17 protein-coding genes are annotated in these 15,568 nt (G+C 68.1%); 14 read left to right on the top strand and 3 right to left on the bottom strand.

Annotated features, from left to right (window positions below):
• Positions 1 to 2: 2 nt before the first annotated feature.
• Complete coding sequence (gene ehuA / locus CVV72_RS36835; RefSeq protein WP_219154367.1) at positions 3 to 767, top strand: ectoine/hydroxyectoine ABC transporter ATP-binding protein EhuA; 765 nt, start codon at positions 3 to 5, stop codon at positions 765 to 767.
• 196 nt (positions 768 to 963) lie between these two features.
• Here the strand turns inward: ehuA and CVV72_RS36840 are convergent, their stop codons facing one another.
• Positions 964 to 1,524: a cysteine hydrolase family protein gene (locus tag CVV72_RS36840; RefSeq protein ID WP_219148874.1), complete on the bottom strand. Its 561-nt coding sequence runs from the start codon at positions 1,522 to 1,524 to the stop codon at positions 964 to 966.
• Between the two features lie 70 nt (positions 1,525 to 1,594).
• Here CVV72_RS36840 and CVV72_RS36845 point away from each other — a divergent pair, with 70 nt between their 5' ends.
• Together CVV72_RS36845 and CVV72_RS36850 are read left to right on the top strand one after the other, a co-directional pair.
• The gene (locus CVV72_RS36845) at positions 1,595 to 2,581 is read left to right on the top strand and encodes a GlxA family transcriptional regulator (protein ID WP_219148876.1); all 987 of its coding nucleotides are present in this window, start codon (positions 1,595 to 1,597) and stop codon (positions 2,579 to 2,581) included.
• Positions 2,554 to 3,327 (top strand): enoyl-CoA hydratase-related protein, encoded by a 774-nt coding sequence (locus CVV72_RS36850; RefSeq protein ID WP_219148878.1) that lies wholly within the window; start codon positions 2,554 to 2,556, stop codon positions 3,325 to 3,327. Before CVV72_RS36845 ends, CVV72_RS36850 begins: the two co-directional genes overlap by 28 nt.
• Positions 3,328 to 3,329: 2 nt before the next feature.
• Here CVV72_RS36850 and CVV72_RS36855 read toward each other — a convergent pair whose 3' ends face one another.
• Entirely contained in the window at positions 3,330 to 3,872 is a 543-nt protein-coding gene (locus CVV72_RS36855; RefSeq protein ID WP_219148880.1) for an NUDIX hydrolase, read from the bottom strand.
• A 37-nt stretch (positions 3,873 to 3,909) separates the two neighbouring features.
• Here CVV72_RS36855 and nucS point away from each other — a divergent pair, with 37 nt between their 5' ends.
• The 3 genes from nucS to CVV72_RS36870 all read left to right on the top strand — a co-directional run bounded on the left by nucS (position 3,910) and on the right by CVV72_RS36870 (position 6,671).
• Positions 3,910 to 4,569 carry an endonuclease NucS gene (gene nucS / locus CVV72_RS36860; RefSeq protein WP_044852472.1) on the top strand — a complete coding sequence of 220 codons (660 nt, stop codon included), beginning with the start codon at positions 3,910 to 3,912 and terminating at the stop codon, positions 4,567 to 4,569.
• A 318-nt stretch (positions 4,570 to 4,887) separates the two neighbouring features.
• Positions 4,888 to 5,850 carry a patatin-like phospholipase family protein gene (locus CVV72_RS36865; RefSeq protein WP_219148882.1) on the top strand — a complete coding sequence of 321 codons (963 nt, stop codon included), beginning with the start codon at positions 4,888 to 4,890 and terminating at the stop codon, positions 5,848 to 5,850.
• 44 nt (positions 5,851 to 5,894) lie between these two features.
• Positions 5,895 to 6,671: a hypothetical protein gene (locus CVV72_RS36870; RefSeq protein WP_219148884.1), complete on the top strand. Its 777-nt coding sequence runs from the start codon at positions 5,895 to 5,897 to the stop codon at positions 6,669 to 6,671.
• A 62-nt stretch (positions 6,672 to 6,733) separates the two neighbouring features.
• Here CVV72_RS36870 and CVV72_RS36875 read toward each other — a convergent pair whose 3' ends face one another.
• Entirely contained in the window at positions 6,734 to 7,426 is a 693-nt protein-coding gene (locus tag CVV72_RS36875; RefSeq protein ID WP_219148886.1) for a hypothetical protein, read from the bottom strand.
• 206 nt (positions 7,427 to 7,632) lie between these two features.
• On the opposite strand from CVV72_RS36875, the gene CVV72_RS36880 reads away from it, so the two are divergent.
• From CVV72_RS36880 to CVV72_RS36915, 8 genes are all read left to right on the top strand, one after another.
• Positions 7,633 to 9,330, top strand: a complete 1,698-nt coding sequence (locus CVV72_RS36880; protein ID WP_126732870.1) for a sodium:solute symporter family protein — start codon at positions 7,633 to 7,635, stop codon at positions 9,328 to 9,330.
• A 10-nt stretch (positions 9,331 to 9,340) separates the two neighbouring features.
• The gene (locus CVV72_RS36885; protein ID WP_034308885.1) at positions 9,341 to 9,595 is read left to right on the top strand and encodes a hypothetical protein; all 255 of its coding nucleotides are present in this window, start codon (positions 9,341 to 9,343) and stop codon (positions 9,593 to 9,595) included.
• 47 nt (positions 9,596 to 9,642) lie between these two features.
• Positions 9,643 to 10,644 (top strand): DUF3558 domain-containing protein, encoded by a 1,002-nt coding sequence (locus tag CVV72_RS36890; protein WP_255632380.1) that lies wholly within the window; start codon positions 9,643 to 9,645, stop codon positions 10,642 to 10,644.
• Positions 10,645 to 10,713: 69 nt separating this feature from the next.
• The gene (gene dhaK / locus CVV72_RS36895; RefSeq protein ID WP_192743204.1) at positions 10,714 to 11,715 is read left to right on the top strand and encodes a dihydroxyacetone kinase subunit DhaK; all 1,002 of its coding nucleotides are present in this window, start codon (positions 10,714 to 10,716) and stop codon (positions 11,713 to 11,715) included.
• Positions 11,715 to 12,338, top strand: a complete 624-nt coding sequence (dhaL, locus tag CVV72_RS36900; RefSeq protein WP_219148890.1) for a dihydroxyacetone kinase subunit DhaL — start codon at positions 11,715 to 11,717, stop codon at positions 12,336 to 12,338. Before dhaK ends, dhaL begins: the two co-directional genes overlap by 1 nt.
• Complete coding sequence (gene dhaM, locus CVV72_RS36905; protein ID WP_219148891.1) at positions 12,335 to 13,009, top strand: dihydroxyacetone kinase phosphoryl donor subunit DhaM; 675 nt, start codon at positions 12,335 to 12,337, stop codon at positions 13,007 to 13,009. The genes dhaL and dhaM overlap by 4 nt, the downstream gene beginning before the upstream one ends.
• A gap of 389 nt (positions 13,010 to 13,398) precedes the next feature.
• Positions 13,399 to 15,183, top strand: coding sequence for a 3-hydroxyacyl-CoA dehydrogenase family protein (locus CVV72_RS36910; RefSeq protein WP_219148893.1), 1,785 nt, complete (start codon positions 13,399 to 13,401; stop codon positions 15,181 to 15,183).
• 10 nt (positions 15,184 to 15,193) lie between these two features.
• Positions 15,194 to 15,559, top strand: coding sequence for a hypothetical protein (locus tag CVV72_RS36915; RefSeq protein ID WP_219148895.1), 366 nt, complete (start codon positions 15,194 to 15,196; stop codon positions 15,557 to 15,559).
• Positions 15,560 to 15,568: the final 9 nt, after the last annotated feature.

Genomic DNA, 15,568 nt, shown 5'->3' on the forward strand with positions numbered 1-15,568 from the left:
CGATGATCCGGTTCTCGCAGGTGGTCAAGTCCTACGGGGACCACGTCGTGCTGCGGGACCTCGATTTCACCGTCGCGCCGGGGGAGTTCGTCTCGCTGATCGGGCCGAGCGGGTCCGGGAAGACGACGATCCTGCGGCTGCTGATGACACTGGAGAAGGTCGACGGCGGGACCATCGAGGTCTGCGGCGACTACCTGAGTCATATGAAGCGCGGCGAGAAACTGGTGCCCGCGGACGAGAAGCACCTGCGGGAGTCGCGCAAACGGATCGGCATGGTGTTCCAGCAGTTCAACCTCTTCCCCAACATGAACGTGCTGCGCAACATCACCGAGGCGCCGATCCGTTCGCTCGGCGTCGCCAAGGACGAGGCCGAGGCGCGGGCCGTCGAACTGCTGGAAATGGTGGGGCTCACGGACAAGAAGGACGCGCATCCCACACGGCTTTCCGGCGGCCAGCAGCAGCGCGTCGCGATCGCCCGTGCGCTCGCGATGCGGCCGGACGTGCTGCTGCTGGACGAGGTGACCTCCGCGCTCGACCCGGAACTGGTCGCCGACGTCCTGCGCGTGCTGCGTGAGATCGCGACGTCCACCGACATCACGATCCTCTGTGTCACGCACGAAATGCAGTTCGCGCGCGATGTCTCGGATCGGGTGATGATGTTCGACCAGGGGCAGGTGCTGGAGGACGCCACGCCGGACAAGCTGTTCAACGACCCGGAGCACGACCGGACGCGGCGGTTCCTCAAGGCGGTCATCGACCGGGCCTAGCGGAGCAGCTGCGGGAGGGCGGCGGTCCAGGTGGTCGTGAGTGGTAAGTGTCGTTAGAACGACACTTACCACTCACGACCAGCCCGGCCGAAGTGGGTCCGGAAGCCTCGGCGGAGCACGTCGCGAAAGCCACTTTCGGGACGTCAGATGTCGCGAAAGTGGCTTTCGCAACGTCGGCTGGCGAGGCCACCGCGCCTCAAAGGCTCGCCAGGATCTCCTTCGTCGAGGTGACCGTGGCGAATCCGCCGCCGTGCAGGTTCGTCGCGGTCGCCTTGGCCAGTTCGTCGGCGGTCAGGACGCTGCCGTCCGGCCCGGCGAGGTCGAAGGTGAAAGTGGCGTCGAGCGCGAAAGTCACGTCGTAGCCGAGGTTCCCGCCGACGCGCGCGGTGGTCTCGCAGCAGAAGTTCGTCTGGATGCCGGCGAGCACGAACGACGTGATGCCGCGGGTCTTCAGCCATCCGTCGAGATCGATGTCGCCGTGGAAGGCCGAGTTGACCTTCTTGCCGAACACCAGATCCGCGCGCACGCCGTCGAGTTCGGGCTTGAAGTGGTTGCCCTCCTGCCCCGGTCGCAGCGACGAGCCGGGTTTCACGGAGTCGTGGTGCACCAGCACGATCGGCAGCCCGCGCTCCTGGTAGGCGTCGACGAGCGCCTTGATGTTGGCCTCCGCGCCGGGGTTGTTGCGCGGACCCCAGACGGGTCGGTCGAAGCCGCGCTGGGCGTCGATCACGAGCAGGGCCTTGTTCTCAGTGGTCATGATTCGAGTTTCACGCGCATCGTTCTCGAAGGGGAGTGGCAGAAGAAGCGCGATGCGGTACTTTTCTGCCATGCGAACCGTGGGTGTACTCCTCCTGCCGGGCAGCCGGTCCTTCGACCTGGGCGTGATCGGTGAGGTCTGGGGTGTCGACCGGACCGACAGCGGCATCGGCCCCTTCGAGGTCCGGCTCTGCGCGGCCGGCCGCGGCTCGGTCGCCGTCCATCCGTTCGGCCGGATCGAGGCCACTCACGGGCTGAGCGGGCTGGCGGGCTGCGATCTCGTCCTCGTGCCCGGCCGGGTGGATCCGCACGCCGAGGTGCCCGCGGCCGCCGTCGCCGTGCTGCGCAAGGCACACCGGGCGGGGATCACCGTGGCGTCGCTGTGCTCCGGGGCCTTCACCCTCGCCGCGGCGGGGCTACTCGACGGCCGGTCCGTCACCACGCACTGGCGGCTGCTGGACGACCTCGAAGCCGCCGCTCGCGACGCGGTCGTCCAGCGAGATGTCCTGTTCACCGACGAGGGTGACATCCTGACCTCGGCCGGGGTGGTCGGCGGGCTGGATCTCTGCCTGCATCTGGTCCGCCGCGATCACGGCGCCGAGATCGCCGCCGCCCTCGCCCGGCGGCTGGTGATGCCGCCCGCACGGGAGGGCGGCCAGCGGCAGTACGTCGACAACCCGTTGCCGCCCAAGCCGTCGCGGCCGAGTGTCTCGTCCACAATGGACTGGGCGCTGGAGCGGATCGCCGACGACATCGGCGTCGACGACCTCGTCGGGCACGCCGGGCTGAGCGAGCGGACCTTCCACCGCGAGTTCGCGGCGGCCACCGGCGTGACACCGGGCCGGTGGCTCCGCGCCCAGCGGGTGCGGCTCGCGCGGCGGCTGCTGGAGACCACCGAACTCCCGGTCGAGCGGGTCGCACAGCGATCCGGCCTCGGCACCGCCGCCAACCTGCGACGACGGCTCCGGGCCGACGTCGGTGTCGGCCCTGATTCGTATCGCCGGACGTTCCGGTCGGTTACCGTCGAAGCATGGCCGAGTACGAGCACATCCTCGTGAAGCGGGACGGTGACACCGTCACGATCACCATGAACCGCGCCGCGCGGCGCAACTCACTGTCGGCGGACCACCTCGCCGAGTTGCTCGCGGCGTTCCGCGAGGCCGGGGAGACCGACGCCACCGGGGTCGTCCTGGCCGGCGCCGGGCCGGTTTTCTCGGCGGGACACGACTTCGGCGACGTCGCCGCACGCGACCTGATGGGCGTCCGCGAGCTGCTGCGGCTGTGCACAGACCTGATGGGCACGATGCAGTCGGTCCCGCAGGTCGTCATCGCGCGGGTGCACGGGCTGGCGACCGCGGCGGGCTGCCAGCTGGTGGCCTCGTGCGACCTCGCCGTCGCCGCGGAGTCCGCCGGCTTCGCCCTTCCCGGTGGCAAGGGCGGCTGGTTCTGCCACACGCCCGCGGTACCGGTGGCGCGCGCGATCGGGCGGAAACGCCTGATGGAACTGGCGCTCACCGGCGACGTCGTCGACGCCGCGACCGCCCTGGACTGGGGCCTGGTGAACCGCGTCGTGCCGGACGAATCGCTGGACGAGGCCGTCGCTTCGCTGCTCGGACGGGCGACGCGAGGGAGCCGGGCCAGCAAGGCGATGGGCAAGCAGACCCTCTACGCGCAGCTGGACCGGCCCGAGGCCGACGCCTACGCGCTGGCACTGGAAGTGATGGCTTCGGCTTCGCGGCTGCCCGGTGCACGTGAGGGGATGGCGGCCTTCCTGGAGAAGCGTTCCCCGGTGTGGCCCGACTGAGTTCAGAGAACGCGCTCGCGCATGAGCAGAAGCGTGTAGGCGGCCAGCGTCTGAGCGTCGGTGATGTCGCCCGAAGCGATCATCTTTTCGAACTCGCCGCGCTCGAACCACGCCGTCCGCATGTCCTGCTCCTCGATCTCGCGCTGGGCTTCACCCTGGGTGAGATCGGTGGCGAGGAACACGTGCCCGCGCTGACTCGAAAACCCGGGCGCGACGTCGGTCCTGCCCAGATCGGCCATCGAGCCCGCGATCAGCCCGGTCTCCTCCCGCAATTCGCGGGCGGCGAGTTCGAGTGGCGGGACGTCGGCCAGTTCGGGCGCGGTGCCCATGGGGAACTCCCAGCGCCGCATCCCGACCGGATAGCGGAACTGCTCGACCAGGTGAAACCTGGCGCCGTCGAACGGGATCACCACGGCGCAGGCCGGTTTGTCGACGACGGCGTAGATCCCCTCGGAACCATCGAGCCGCCGGACGGCGTCCTCGCGCAAGGCCATCCAGTCGTTCCGGTACACCTCGCGGGAGCTGACACGCTGAACGGGGTCCATGCGCACAGTATCGCCGTGCTTGTCCTACCCTCGCGGGGTGCGCCTTGTGATCGCTCGCTGCCAGGTCGACTACGCCGGCCGTCTGACCGCCCATCTGCCGATGGCCACCCGGCTGCTGCTCGTGAAGGCCGACGGCTCGGTGTCCGTGCACTCGGACGACCGCGCCTACAAGCCGCTGAACTGGATGAGCCCGCCGTGCTGGCTGATCGAGGACGGCAAGCTGTGGATCGTCGAGAACAAGCAGGGGGAGAAGCTCGTCATCACGATCGACGAGATCTTCCACGACCACGCCCAGGAACTCGGCGCGGAACCGGGACTGCAGAAGGACGGCGTCGAGGCGCACCTGCAGGAACTGCTCGCCGAGCACATCAAGACCCTCGGTGAGGGCTACACCCTGGTGCGGCGGGAATTCCCGACCGCGATCGGGCCGGTCGACATCATGGCCCGCGACGCCGACGGTGCCAGTGTTGCCGTCGAGATCAAACGACGCGGCGAGATCGACGGCGTCGAGCAGCTGACGCGGTACCTCGAACTGCTCAACCGGGACCCGCTGCTGGCGCCGGTGCAGGGTGTCTTCGCCGCGCAGATCATCAAGCCGCAGGCGCGGGTGCTGGCCGAGGACCGGGGGATCCGGTGCCTCACGCTGGACTACGACGCGTTGCGCGGCATCGAATCGGACGAGTTCCGCCTGTTCTGAGTTTCGCAAGTAGTCCCCTGGATGCGGTAGTTGCGCGTGCAACCACCGCATCCAGGGGACTACTTGCGTCGGCTTCGGCAGTTGAACAGCCGATATCGAATCGAGTCCTCGGATTCGTATCTGCATTCTTTCTCGCGCCACAGAATGCCCGAAAGGGCGGCGGGAAATTAACGAACTCGCGTTCTTTCGCACAAGAACCAGCTATTTCTGTGCCATTCGGGTGAACGCCGGATTGGCCGGTCTCGCGCTGTGTCACACTCGATTTCCGCGAGGGGTACCGCCGACCTTCGGCGGTCGCGGGTGCAGGGGTGATGTGCCATGGCCGATTCTCGGAAGAACGTCGATCTCGTGCTGGAAGGCGGCGGTGTCAAAGGCATCGGGCTGCTCGGCGCGGTGCTGGAGTTGCACGAAGCGGGCTATTCGTTTCCCCGGATCGCCGGGACGAGCGCGGGCGCGATCGTCGCGGCGCTCGTCGCCGCGTATCAGAAGGCGGGGAAGGATCTCGGCGGGCTGGAAGCGGTGATGAACGACTTGGACTGCCGCCGTTTCCAGGACCGGTCCCTGCTCGACAAGGTCGCCGGGCCCATCGGGGACGGCGTCGATCTGCTGCTGCACGACGGGATGCACTCCGGTGACTATCTCACCGAGTGGCTCACGCCCTTGCTGGAAGAGATCGGCGTGCGCACCTTCGCCGATCTCACCGTTGACGATCCCGAAGGGACTTTGCTTCCGTATCAACGGTATTCCCTCGTCGTCCACGTCAGCGACCTGACTCGCCGCGTACTCGTCCGGTTGCCTTGGGATTATTCCCAGTACGGCCGCGATCCCGGTGCGGAGAAGATCGTCGACGCCGTCCGCGCGTCGATGTCGATCCCGCTCTACTTCCGGCCGGTGCAGTTCGACGTCCACCCCGAGGGGACCGTCACGTGGGTCGACGGCGGCCTGCTGTCGAACTTCCCGATCACCGTCTTCGACCGGACCGACGCGAAGAAGCCGCGGTGGCCGACCTGGGGCGTGAAGCTGTCCGGGGAACCCGCGGGCGGCAAGGACAAACCGGTGAAGAGCGCGTTGCGGATCGCCATCGGTTCGCTCGAAACCCTGCTGTCGGACTGGAATCGTTACCGGTTGCACGAGGAAGGTGTGAACCGGCGGACGGTGTACGTCGACACGACCGGGATTTCCGCCGTCGACTTCGGGCTCGGCGAAGAGGAGAAGAAACGCCTCTTCGAAAGCGGGCGGGAGGCCGCGCGGCGGTTTCTGGAAAAGATCGTGCAGCAGTGAACTCGCCGGCGGTGTTCCGGTGGGATGAGGGATAGGAGGATCCCATGCGTTATCGCCCGATCGGCAGTGACCCGGCGGACGGCCGCCTCGGCCGGTTCGTCCCGGACGATTGGCGCCACGTCGAGCGCTATCCGTTGACCGCGCTGGCCACCGAGGACCGGCCCACCCGGTCGCCGGTCGTCATCGGCGTCAACTGGTACAAGGAATTCGACGTGCCGGAGAAGGACGAGAAGTCCGGCGAGTTCTTCGTCGCGAAGGGCGGCGCGAAATCGCTCACCAGGATCCGCGGCGGGCACTGCGTCTGCCTCGAACCCGGTGAATCGACCGACGGCGACACCCAGTACGCCTTCTACGACCAGGGCAAGGAAGGCGCCTGCGTCGGTTTCGGCTGGTCGCGCTGCATGACGATGTTCAACGGCGACCTGTATGCCGCACGGTGGCTGTGGGACCAGTCGAAACTGCGTGACGAATGGGGCGAGACCAACCCCGGCGACAACAACGGCACGTCCGTCCGCGCGGCGGCCGAGGTCCTGCTCGAACTGGGCCACGTCCCGTGGTCCGAGACCTACACGGACGACGACCACGTCAAGCGGGCCGCCTACACGCCCGACGTCAAGAACGGCCTCCACGCCTATCGCTGGGCGAAGTCGGTCGACGAGGTGCACGAGGTCCTCGGCAACCCGCGTGCCGACGAACTCGGCGCCGTGCCGTTCCTCAACTCGTGGGGCGCGGGTTACCCGCACCGCACGTACATGCCGGACGACGTCCTCGCCCGGTTGATCGAGGAGGACGGCGAAGTGGGCCTGCCCACGGACCGGTAAACCCCCACCGGTCACGGGAAAGGGCCGTTCCGGCGACGGAGCGGCCCTTTTCCGGCCGCGTCCTAATCCTCGAAGGTGATCCCGGTCCGCACTCGCACTTCGGTTTCGGGGCAGCCCGAGCCGGCGGGACGTTCCGCCGTGAACGTGTATCCCTGCTCGCTCGCCACGGGGAACTCGACGCGCACCAAGCTGTCGCGGGAGATGGCCTGGGCGGCCACCGCGCCGCCGACCGACACGTGCCATCGCACCTCCGCCTCGCAATCGGGCAGTTCGACGGTCAGCATGCCGGTACCTCGTTTCGAAGGCCGGTGGACACCCTCGAACCGGGTCTCGGCCTTTTCGCCGGGAGCCAGTTCGTAGATGTGCATCGGGGCGCATAACGTCGCTTCGCCCGCTTTCGAGCACTCCTGCACCGTCCGGGGTGTGTCGCCACCCGCGACCTTGGTCCGCACGTGATCCGGCATGGACGCCAGCAGCAACGCGATCAGGCCGGCGGCGGCGAGAAAACCCGCCGCTGAAGTGGTCGTGGCCAGTACGGCGCGCACCCGCCGCCTGATGGTCTCGACCCGCTCCCGTGCGGCGGCTTCCACGCGCTCCAGTACCTCGGGCTTGTCCGTGGCCGCGGAGATGAGCAGCGCGAGATCGCGGGTCGTCCCCTTGGTGGCCCGGTATGCCATCCAGGCCGCGAGGACCGCCAGCAGAGCGCTGACGATGCCCGCGATCCAGGACGCGCGCTCGACGAGGGTCCAGTCCATCGAGGCAGCCAACCGGACTCACCGCGCCGCCGGGACGGCAGTTCTGCCGGTGAGCGGACAGGAATTGTCAAGAATTGTCCCGAAACAGACACGTCAGGGCGGTCGCCGGCCACCCGCACTGCCACTCCTGAATCCATGCAGTATGGTCCGCGATTGACGTGATCCAGGCGTTTCTCGTGGACATTTTCACTATGGAGGTGAGTCGGTTGCACGTGCTGGCCGATGCGAACCTGCGGCTCGACGCAAGTCCGATCGACTACGTCCTGCTCGCCTTCTATTTCGCGCTGGTGCTCGGCATCGGGTACATGGCGCGAAGGTCGGTCTCGAGCAGCCTCGACTTCTTCCTCTCCGGCCGCTCGCTGCCCGCCTGGGTCACCGGTCTCGCCTTCATCTCGGCGAACCTCGGCGCGGTCGAGATCATGGGCATGTCGGCCAACGGCGTGCTCTACGGTCTGCCGACCGTCCACTACTTCTGGATCGGCGCGATCCCGGCGATGCTGTTCCTCGGCATCGTGATGATGCCGTTCTACTACGGCTCGAAGGTCCGCAGTGTCCCGGAGTTCATGCTCCGCCGGTTCGGCAAACCCGCCCACCTGGTCAACGGCATCAGCTTCGCGAGCGCGCAGATCCTCATCGCGGGCGCGAACCTGTTCCTGCTCGCCAGCGTCGTGAACCTCCTGCTCGGCTGGCCGCTGTGGGTGTCGATCATCGTCGCGGCCGCGGTCGTGCTCTCCTACACCGCGCTCGGCGGTCTCTCCGCCGCGATCTACAACGAGGTCCTGCAGTTCTTCGTGATCGTCGCGGCGCTGCTGCCGCTGACCATCGTCGGCCTGGTGAAGGTCGGCGGCTGGCAGGGCCTGGTCGACAAGGTCACCGCGAGCCCCGGCGGTGAAGCGCAGCTGCACTCGTGGCCGGGTGACAACCTCACCGGTTTCGGCAACAGCTTCCTGTCGGTCCTCGGTCTCGTCTTCGGTCTCGGTTTCGTGCTGTCCTTCGGGTACTGGACCACGAACTTCGTCGAGGTCCAGCGCGCGATGGCGTCGAAGAGCATGTCGGCCGCGCGGCGGACGCCGATCATCGGCGCCTTCCCGAAGATGCTGGTCCCGTTCATCGTGATCATCCCCGGCATGATCGCCGCGGTCACCGTGTCCGAGTACGTCCAGGACAAGCAGATCCTGCTCGAGGGCGGTGACGCGCCCAGCGGCGTGACCGCGAACAACGCGATCCTGCTGCTGATGCGCGACCTGCTGCCCAACGGCATGCTCGGCGTCGCCCTCGCCGGTCTGCTCGCCTCGTTCATGGCGGGCATGGCCGCGAACCTGAGCTCGTTCAACACCGTCTTCACCTACGACATCTGGCAGTCGTACGTGAAGAAGAACGAGTCGGACGGCTACTACCTGCGGCTCGGCCGCCTGGTCACCGCCATCGGCACCGTGCTCGCGATCGGGACCGCGTTCATCGCGTCGAACTCCGGGAACATCCTGACCTATCTGCAGGACCTGTTCTCCTTCTTCAACGCACCGCTGTTCGCCACCTTCATCCTCGGTATGTTCTGGAAGCGGATGACGCCGACGGCGGGCTGGGTCGGCCTGGTGTCCGGTACCGCGTCAGCGATCACCGTGTGGCTGCTGTCGCAGGCCGGGGTCCTCGGGCTCACCGGGCAGGGCATCAGCTTCGTGGCCGCCGGTACCGCGTTCGTCGTCGACATCGCGGTCAGCGTCGGGGTCTCGCTCGCCACCGCGCCGAAGCCGGAGGCCCAGCTGGTCGGCCTGGTCTACTCCCTCACCCCGAAGGAGTCGCTGAAGCACGACGAGACCGGCGACGACGCGGGCTGGTACCGCAAGCCGGGACTGCTCGCGGGCATCGTGCTGATCCTGACCATCGTGCTCAACATCATCTTCTAGGAGGCCGGAGATGGCTGCGTCGCAAGCTCCCAAGAAGGCCGGCGTCTTCGACATCCGGCTGATCATCGCGCTGCTCATCGGCGGCTACGGGCTGGTGCTCACGATCATGGGCCTGTGGTTCACCACCGAGGAGGAGCTGGCCAAGGCCGCCGGTGTCAGGATCAACCTGTGGGCGGGCATCGGCATGCTGGTGTTCGCGGCGCTGTTCGTGCTGTGGGCGAAGCTGCGCCCCATCGTGGTGCCACCGAGCACCGAGGGCGAATAGCCGGGTTGTCCGGACACCGGCGAGGAGCTCCGGCTACCGTGCACTTCGTGCTGTTCAACGCTCGACGTCGCCGGATCGCGTCCGTGCTGGCCCTGGTGGCCGCGCTCGGCGCGGTGTCGGCCTGCGGTCAGAACCTCGGCAAGTCCAACTTCGCCCGGACCACCGTCGCCGCCGAACCCGGCTCCGGTTCCGGCTCGGTGCCCGACGGGGACATCAACGATCCCGCGGTCACCCCGGCGGTGCTGCGCACGATCGACCCGTGCGGGCTGGTGAGCAAGGAGGTCATGGGCGGCCTCGGCACGCCGGAGGACCCGACGGCGAATCTCAGCTCGTTCGGCACCTGCCGGGCGAAGGCCGTGGACGCCGGCGGCAAGGCACTCACGGTCAGGGTCGAAATCGGCGCGTCGGTCTACTCGTCGGCCAACGGCGTCACCGTTTCGGCGGTCGAGGGATTGCCGCAGATCGAGCGGAAGGACAAGGACGGGAAGAGCTGCGACGTCGGCATCATGACCCTGCGCAAGCCTGAGCGCGGGATCAGCTTCTCGGTCACCTACGACGGCGGCGACGCGTGCGCGACAGGCCGTGCGGTGGCCGCGAAGGCCGTGAAGAGCCTGCACGCGTCACCGGCGAAATACCCGGCCGTCGCGGGCACGCTCACCGCGGTCGACCCGTGCACCGCCGCCGACAACGCCGTCCTCAGCGAGGTGGTGCCGCATGGCGCGAGCACGCTGACCACCTTCCACTCCTGCGATTGGACGCCGGGCTCCAACCCGAGGATCTCGATCAACTTCCGCCGCGGCCTTCCGCCGGCGGAACGCGACGGGAACAAGAAGGTCGACATCGGCGGCGTCACCGCTTACCAGAAGATCGGCAGCGGCAGCGACGCCGAGTGCAAGATCGAGTGGCAGCACAAGCCGTGGGCCGACGACGAGGTCGAGATCGCCAGCGTGATCTACAAGAACTACGACGAGAAGAAGGACGAAGCGGCGTCGTGCGGTAAGGCGTCGAAGATCGCCGAATCGGTGATCTCCAAGCTCCCGAAGCCCTGACGCTGGCGGCATCCGGCCGCGCGAGGTAGGAAGGGGACACCCCACCCGCCGACGTGCCGGAGGCCACCCTTGAAGAAGATCATCAACGACCCGAAGACGGTGGTCGCCGAATCCCTGCGCGGGCTCGCCGCGGCGCACGCGGACGTCCTGCGCGTGGAGGACGACCCGGCGCTCGTGGTGCGGGTGGACGCGCCCGTGGCGGGCAAGGTCGCGGTGATCTCCGGCGGCGGCTCCGGGCACGAACCGCTGCACGGCGGCTTCGTCGGGCAGGGCATGCTCGCGGCCGCCGTCCCCGGCGCGGTGTTCACCTCCCCGACGCCGGACGCCGTGGAGGCCGCGGTCAAGGCCACCACCGGGGACGCGGGCGCGTTGCTGATCGTGAAGAACTACACCGGCGACGTGCTCAACTTCGAGACCGCCGCGGAACTCGCCGCCGCCGAAGGGCTGGACGTGCGCAGTGTGGTGATCGACGACGACGTCGCGGTCAAGGACTCCACCTACACGGCCGGCCGTCGCGGGGTCGGCGGCACGGTACTGCTGGAGAAGGTCACCGGTGCCGCCGCCGAACGGGGCGACACGCTCGACGCGGTGGAGGCCTTGGCGCGCAAGGTGATCGGCCAGGTGCGGTCGATCGGCGTCGCGCTCACCGCGCCGACCGTGCCCCACGCGGGCGAGCCGAGCTTCGACCTCGCCGACGACGAGATCGAGTTCGGCATCGGCATCCACGGTGAACCCGGTATCGAGCGGACCGCGGTGGTGACGGCCGACGAACTCGTCGCGCGCATGGTGGACGCGGTGGTCACGGACCTGCCCTTCGCCGAGGGCGACAAGGTCCTGCTGTTCACGAACTCGATGGGCGGGACCCCGCTGGTCGAGCTGTACCTGGCACACGGGATCGCCGAGCGGCTGCTGGCCGAGCGTGGGATCGTGGTCGAACGGCGGCTGGTGGGGCCGTACATCACCAGCCTCGAGATGCAGGGGATGAGCCTGACGTTGCTGAAACTGGACGACGAGCTGACCGAGTTGTGGGACGCGCCGGTGAACACCCCGGCCCTGAGGTGGGGAGTCTGATGGCCTGCACCGCCGAGACGATCGCCGCCGCCTTGCGGGCGGCGGCCGCCGTGATCGCCGAGCATCGAGCCGAACTGGTCGACCTCGACCGCGCGATCGGCGACGCCGACCACGGCGAGAACATGGACCGCGGCTTCGCCGCCATCGTGTCCGCTTTGGACACCGCTACGCCCGAAACCCCCGCCGCGGTCGCGAAGCTCGCCGCCACGACGCTGATCTCGAAGGTCGGTGGCGCGGCGGGCCCGTTGTACGGCACGGCTTTCCTGCGCGCGTCGGTCAAGCTGGGCGACGCGGCCGAAGTGGACGGTCCGCTGCTCGTCGAGGCCCTGCGCGCGGCACTCGAAGGAGTGCAGGCGCGAGGCAAGGCCGTCGGGGGAGACGCGACCATGGTCGACGCCCTGATCCCCGCCGTCTCCGCGGCCGAGGAGGCCTCCGGCTCCGGCATCGCGGAGATCCTGACCGCCGCGGCGGACGCCGCGGACAAGGGCGCCGAGTCCACTGTGGAGCTCGTACCGCGCAAGGGCCGGGCCTCGTACCTCGGCGAGCGGGCCAAGGGGCATATGGACCCCGGTGCCCGTTCGACGGCTCTGCTGCTGCGCGCGTTCGCGGAGGCCGCCAAGTGAGCGTCGGAATCGTGCTCGTCTCCCACAGCGCCAAACTCGCCGAAGGGCTCGCGGAACTCGCCGCGCAGATGGCGCCGGACGTCACCATCGCGGCGGCGGGCGGCCTCGCCGACGGCGGGATCGGGACGGATTACGACGAGGTCGTCGCCGCGACGCAGCGAGCCGATTCGGGCGCGGGCGTCGTCCTGCTGTACGACCTCGGCAGCGCGCAGATGACCGCGGAACTGGCCGTCGAATCGCTCGCCGACCCGTCGGCCGCGGTCGTCGTGGACGCGCCGCTGGTCGAAGGCGCGATCGCCGCCGCCGTCGCGGCACAGGGCGGGGCGAACCGCAAGGCCGTCGCCGAAGCCGCGGCGGCGGCGGGCGCGCCACCGGACCTGACGTTCGACGAAGGCGCGCAGGACGGCGAGAGCAGTGTCGAGCTCACACTGCGGAACGACGTCGGGTTGCACGCTCGGCCCGCCGCGGTCCTGGTCCGGAGCATCGCGGGGCTGGACGCGCAGGTCACCGTGCGGCTCGGCGACGAGACCGCGGACGCCAACAGCGTGCTCGCGCTGATGGCGCTCGGTGCCCGTCAGGGCGACCGGATCGAGGTCCGCGCGAAGGGCGCGCAGGCCGAGGAAGCCCTCACCAAGATCAAAGAGCTCGTGGACCAGAACTTCGGCGAGTGAGCTGGGTTCTTAGCGCGTGAAGGCCTCCTTCCCCCGGCTCAGCCGAGGGAAGGAGGCCTTCACGCGCCATGTGCTCGCTGATCGTCCACAGAGGACACGCCTTGCGCCCAATTGACCGATTTGTGACGACTATCCATATTCTCAAGTCTGTGAAGGCCTCCTTGAGGGACCCAGAGTCCCTCAAGGAGGCCTTCATGGACTTGAGGGTTTCGCTGGCGGGTGGTAGCAAAGGTCCCTTGATCCGGCCATCGGCGCCGGAGGAAAAGCGTCCTTCCGGCTTCGTCCGCGAGTGACACTTACTCGATTCGGAGGGTGACAGCCGCTGCTTTCCACGGCCCGGCATGGCACGATCGGAGAAACTACCAGCGAGTAACCTCCGGAGGCCGGTTGTGGCGCGGGAAATCTCGAGTGTGGGAGTCATCGGTCTCGGCACCATGGGTGCCGGGATCGCCGAGGTGCTCGCGCGGAGCGGCGTGTCCGTCGTCGCGGTGGAGATCGACGACGACGGCGTCCACCGCGGCCGGGGTCATCTGGAGCATTCGACCGAACGGGCGGTGGCCGGCGGCAAACTCGACGCCGACGGCCGGAGCGCGCTGCTGGACCGGATCCGGTACACCACGTCGCTGGCCGAACTGTCCGATGTGGACCTGGTGATCGAGGCGATCCCGGAGAACCTGGAAGCGAAATCCGACGTTTTCGCCCAGCTGGACAAGATCACCGGCCCGGACACGATCTTCGTCTCGAACACCTCCTCGCTGTCGATCACCGAGATCGGCGTGCACACCGCGCGGCCAGGCAAGGTCGTCGGGATGCACTTCTTCAACCCGGCGCCGATCCTCAAACTGGTCGAGATCGTCCGCACCGTCGTCACCGAACCCGACGTGGTCACCGACGTCGTCGCGTTCGCCGAACGCCTCGGCAAGACCCCGGTGGTGATCGGCGACCGCGCCGGGTTCATCGCCAACGCCCTGCTCTTCGGGTACCTCAACCACGCCGTGCGGATGTACGAGCAGCGTTACGCCACGCGCGAGGATCTCGACGCGGCGATGCGGTTCGGCTGCGGATATCCCATGGGGCCCTTGGCTTTGCTCGACCTCATCGGGCTGGACACCGCGTACGAGATCCTCGACACGATGTACCACCAATCGCGTAACCGGCTGCACGCGCCGGCGCCGCTGCTGAAGCAGATGATCACCGCCGGCCTGCTCGGCCGGAAGACGGGCCGGGGTTTCTACACCTACGACGAGCCCGATTCGCCGACGGTGACCGACGCGGTCACGAAGTCCACAGTGTCCAAATCGGACACCGTGGCGCCTCGTGAGGTGCGCAAGGTCGGCGTCGTCGGGACCGGAACCATGGCGACGGGCATCGTCGAGGTGTTCGCGAAACGCGGTTACGAGGTCATCCTGCGGGCGCGGAGCGCGGAGAAGGCCGCGGCGTCGGTCGCACGGGTGAAGAAGTCGCTGGACAAGGCCGTCGTCAAGGGCAAGCTGTCCGAGGAGGACGCCGCCGCGGTGCTCGGCCGGATCTCGCCCGCGGTGGAGTTCGAGGAACTGGCCGACGTCGACCTCGTCGTCGAGGCGGTGGCCGAAGACCTGGCCGTCAAGCAGGCGGTCTTCGCCGCGCTCGACGACGTCGTGAAGCCGGGCGCGGTCCTGGCGACGACGACGTCGTCCCTGCCGGTGATCGAATGCGCGGCCGCCACCTCGCGGCCTTCGGACGTGGTCGGCGTGCACTTCTTCAACCCGGCGCCGGTGATGAAACTCGTCGAGGTCGTCTCGACCATCGCCACCGCGCCCGACGTGATCGCGACCGTCGACGCCGTCTGCGCGGCCGTGGGCAAGCATCCCGTGCACTGCGGCGACCGGGCCGGCTTCATCGTCAACGCGCTGTTGTTCCCGTACCTGAACGACGCGGTGAAGATGCTCGAAGCGCACTACGCGGAGGCCGACGACATCGACACCGCGATGAAGGTGGGCTGCGGGCTGCCGATGGGCCCGTTCGAGCTGCTCGACGTCGTCGGGCTGGACGTCTCACTGGCGATCCAGCGGACCCTGTTCAACGAGTTCCGCGAAGAAGGCTTCGCGCCCGCGCCGCTGCTGGAACACCTCGTGACCGCCGGACGGCTCGGCCGGAAGACCGGAAAGGGGTTCAAGGACTACTCGGCCCGGTAACTTGGGCGGCATGCCGGTTTCCTCAGGGGTCAGGAAGCGGATCAAGGAACTCCTCGATCCGGACGACGAAATCCACTACGTGTTCCCGGCCGACATCCTGGGCAGTACCAATCCCAGCGTGTTCTTCGCGGTGACCCGTAAGACGATCACGATCCTCACCACCGGGTACCTGAGCCGGAAGACCCCGAAACGGGTGGTCTCGACGACACTGCGGAACCAGCGGCTCGGCCCGGTCGACACGTCGACCGTCCCGTGGTTCAAGTTCAACGGCATCGACTACGAGATCGACGACGAATACATCTCGGTCGTCCACGCCGCCGACGCGGAGATCATGCGGGACGGTGCGAAACCTGAAGATCCGCTGCCGGACCTCTAAGCTCCCGGG

Origin of the sequence: Amycolatopsis sp. TNS106, assembly GCF_019330265.1 — a bacterium.
GTDB classification, from domain to species: Bacteria; Actinomycetota; Actinomycetes; order Mycobacteriales; family Pseudonocardiaceae; genus Amycolatopsis; species Amycolatopsis lurida.

Bases quoted from the DNA above. Each gene is read 5' to 3' on its own strand.
- ehuA (WP_219154367.1), top strand. From the start codon at position 3: ATGATCCGGTTCTCGCAGGTGGTCAAGTCCTACGGGGACCACGTCGTG.
- CVV72_RS36840 (WP_219148874.1), bottom strand. From the start codon at position 1,524: ATGACCACTGAGAACAAGGCCCTGCTCGTGATCGACGCCCAGCGCGGC.
- CVV72_RS36845 (WP_219148876.1), top strand. From the start codon at position 1,595: ATGCGAACCGTGGGTGTACTCCTCCTGCCGGGCAGCCGGTCCTTCGAC.
- CVV72_RS36850 (WP_219148878.1), top strand. From the start codon at position 2,554: ATGGCCGAGTACGAGCACATCCTCGTGAAGCGGGACGGTGACACCGTC.
- CVV72_RS36855 (WP_219148880.1), bottom strand. From the start codon at position 3,872: ATGGACCCCGTTCAGCGTGTCAGCTCCCGCGAGGTGTACCGGAACGAC.
- CVV72_RS36865 (WP_219148882.1), top strand. From the start codon at position 4,888: ATGGCCGATTCTCGGAAGAACGTCGATCTCGTGCTGGAAGGCGGCGGT.
- CVV72_RS36870 (WP_219148884.1), top strand. From the start codon at position 5,895: ATGCGTTATCGCCCGATCGGCAGTGACCCGGCGGACGGCCGCCTCGGC.
- CVV72_RS36875 (WP_219148886.1), bottom strand. From the start codon at position 7,426: ATGGACTGGACCCTCGTCGAGCGCGCGTCCTGGATCGCGGGCATCGTC.
- CVV72_RS36885 (WP_034308885.1), top strand. From the start codon at position 9,341: ATGGCTGCGTCGCAAGCTCCCAAGAAGGCCGGCGTCTTCGACATCCGG.
- dhaL (WP_219148890.1), top strand. From the start codon at position 11,715: ATGGCCTGCACCGCCGAGACGATCGCCGCCGCCTTGCGGGCGGCGGCC.
- CVV72_RS36915 (WP_219148895.1), top strand. From the start codon at position 15,194: ATGCCGGTTTCCTCAGGGGTCAGGAAGCGGATCAAGGAACTCCTCGAT.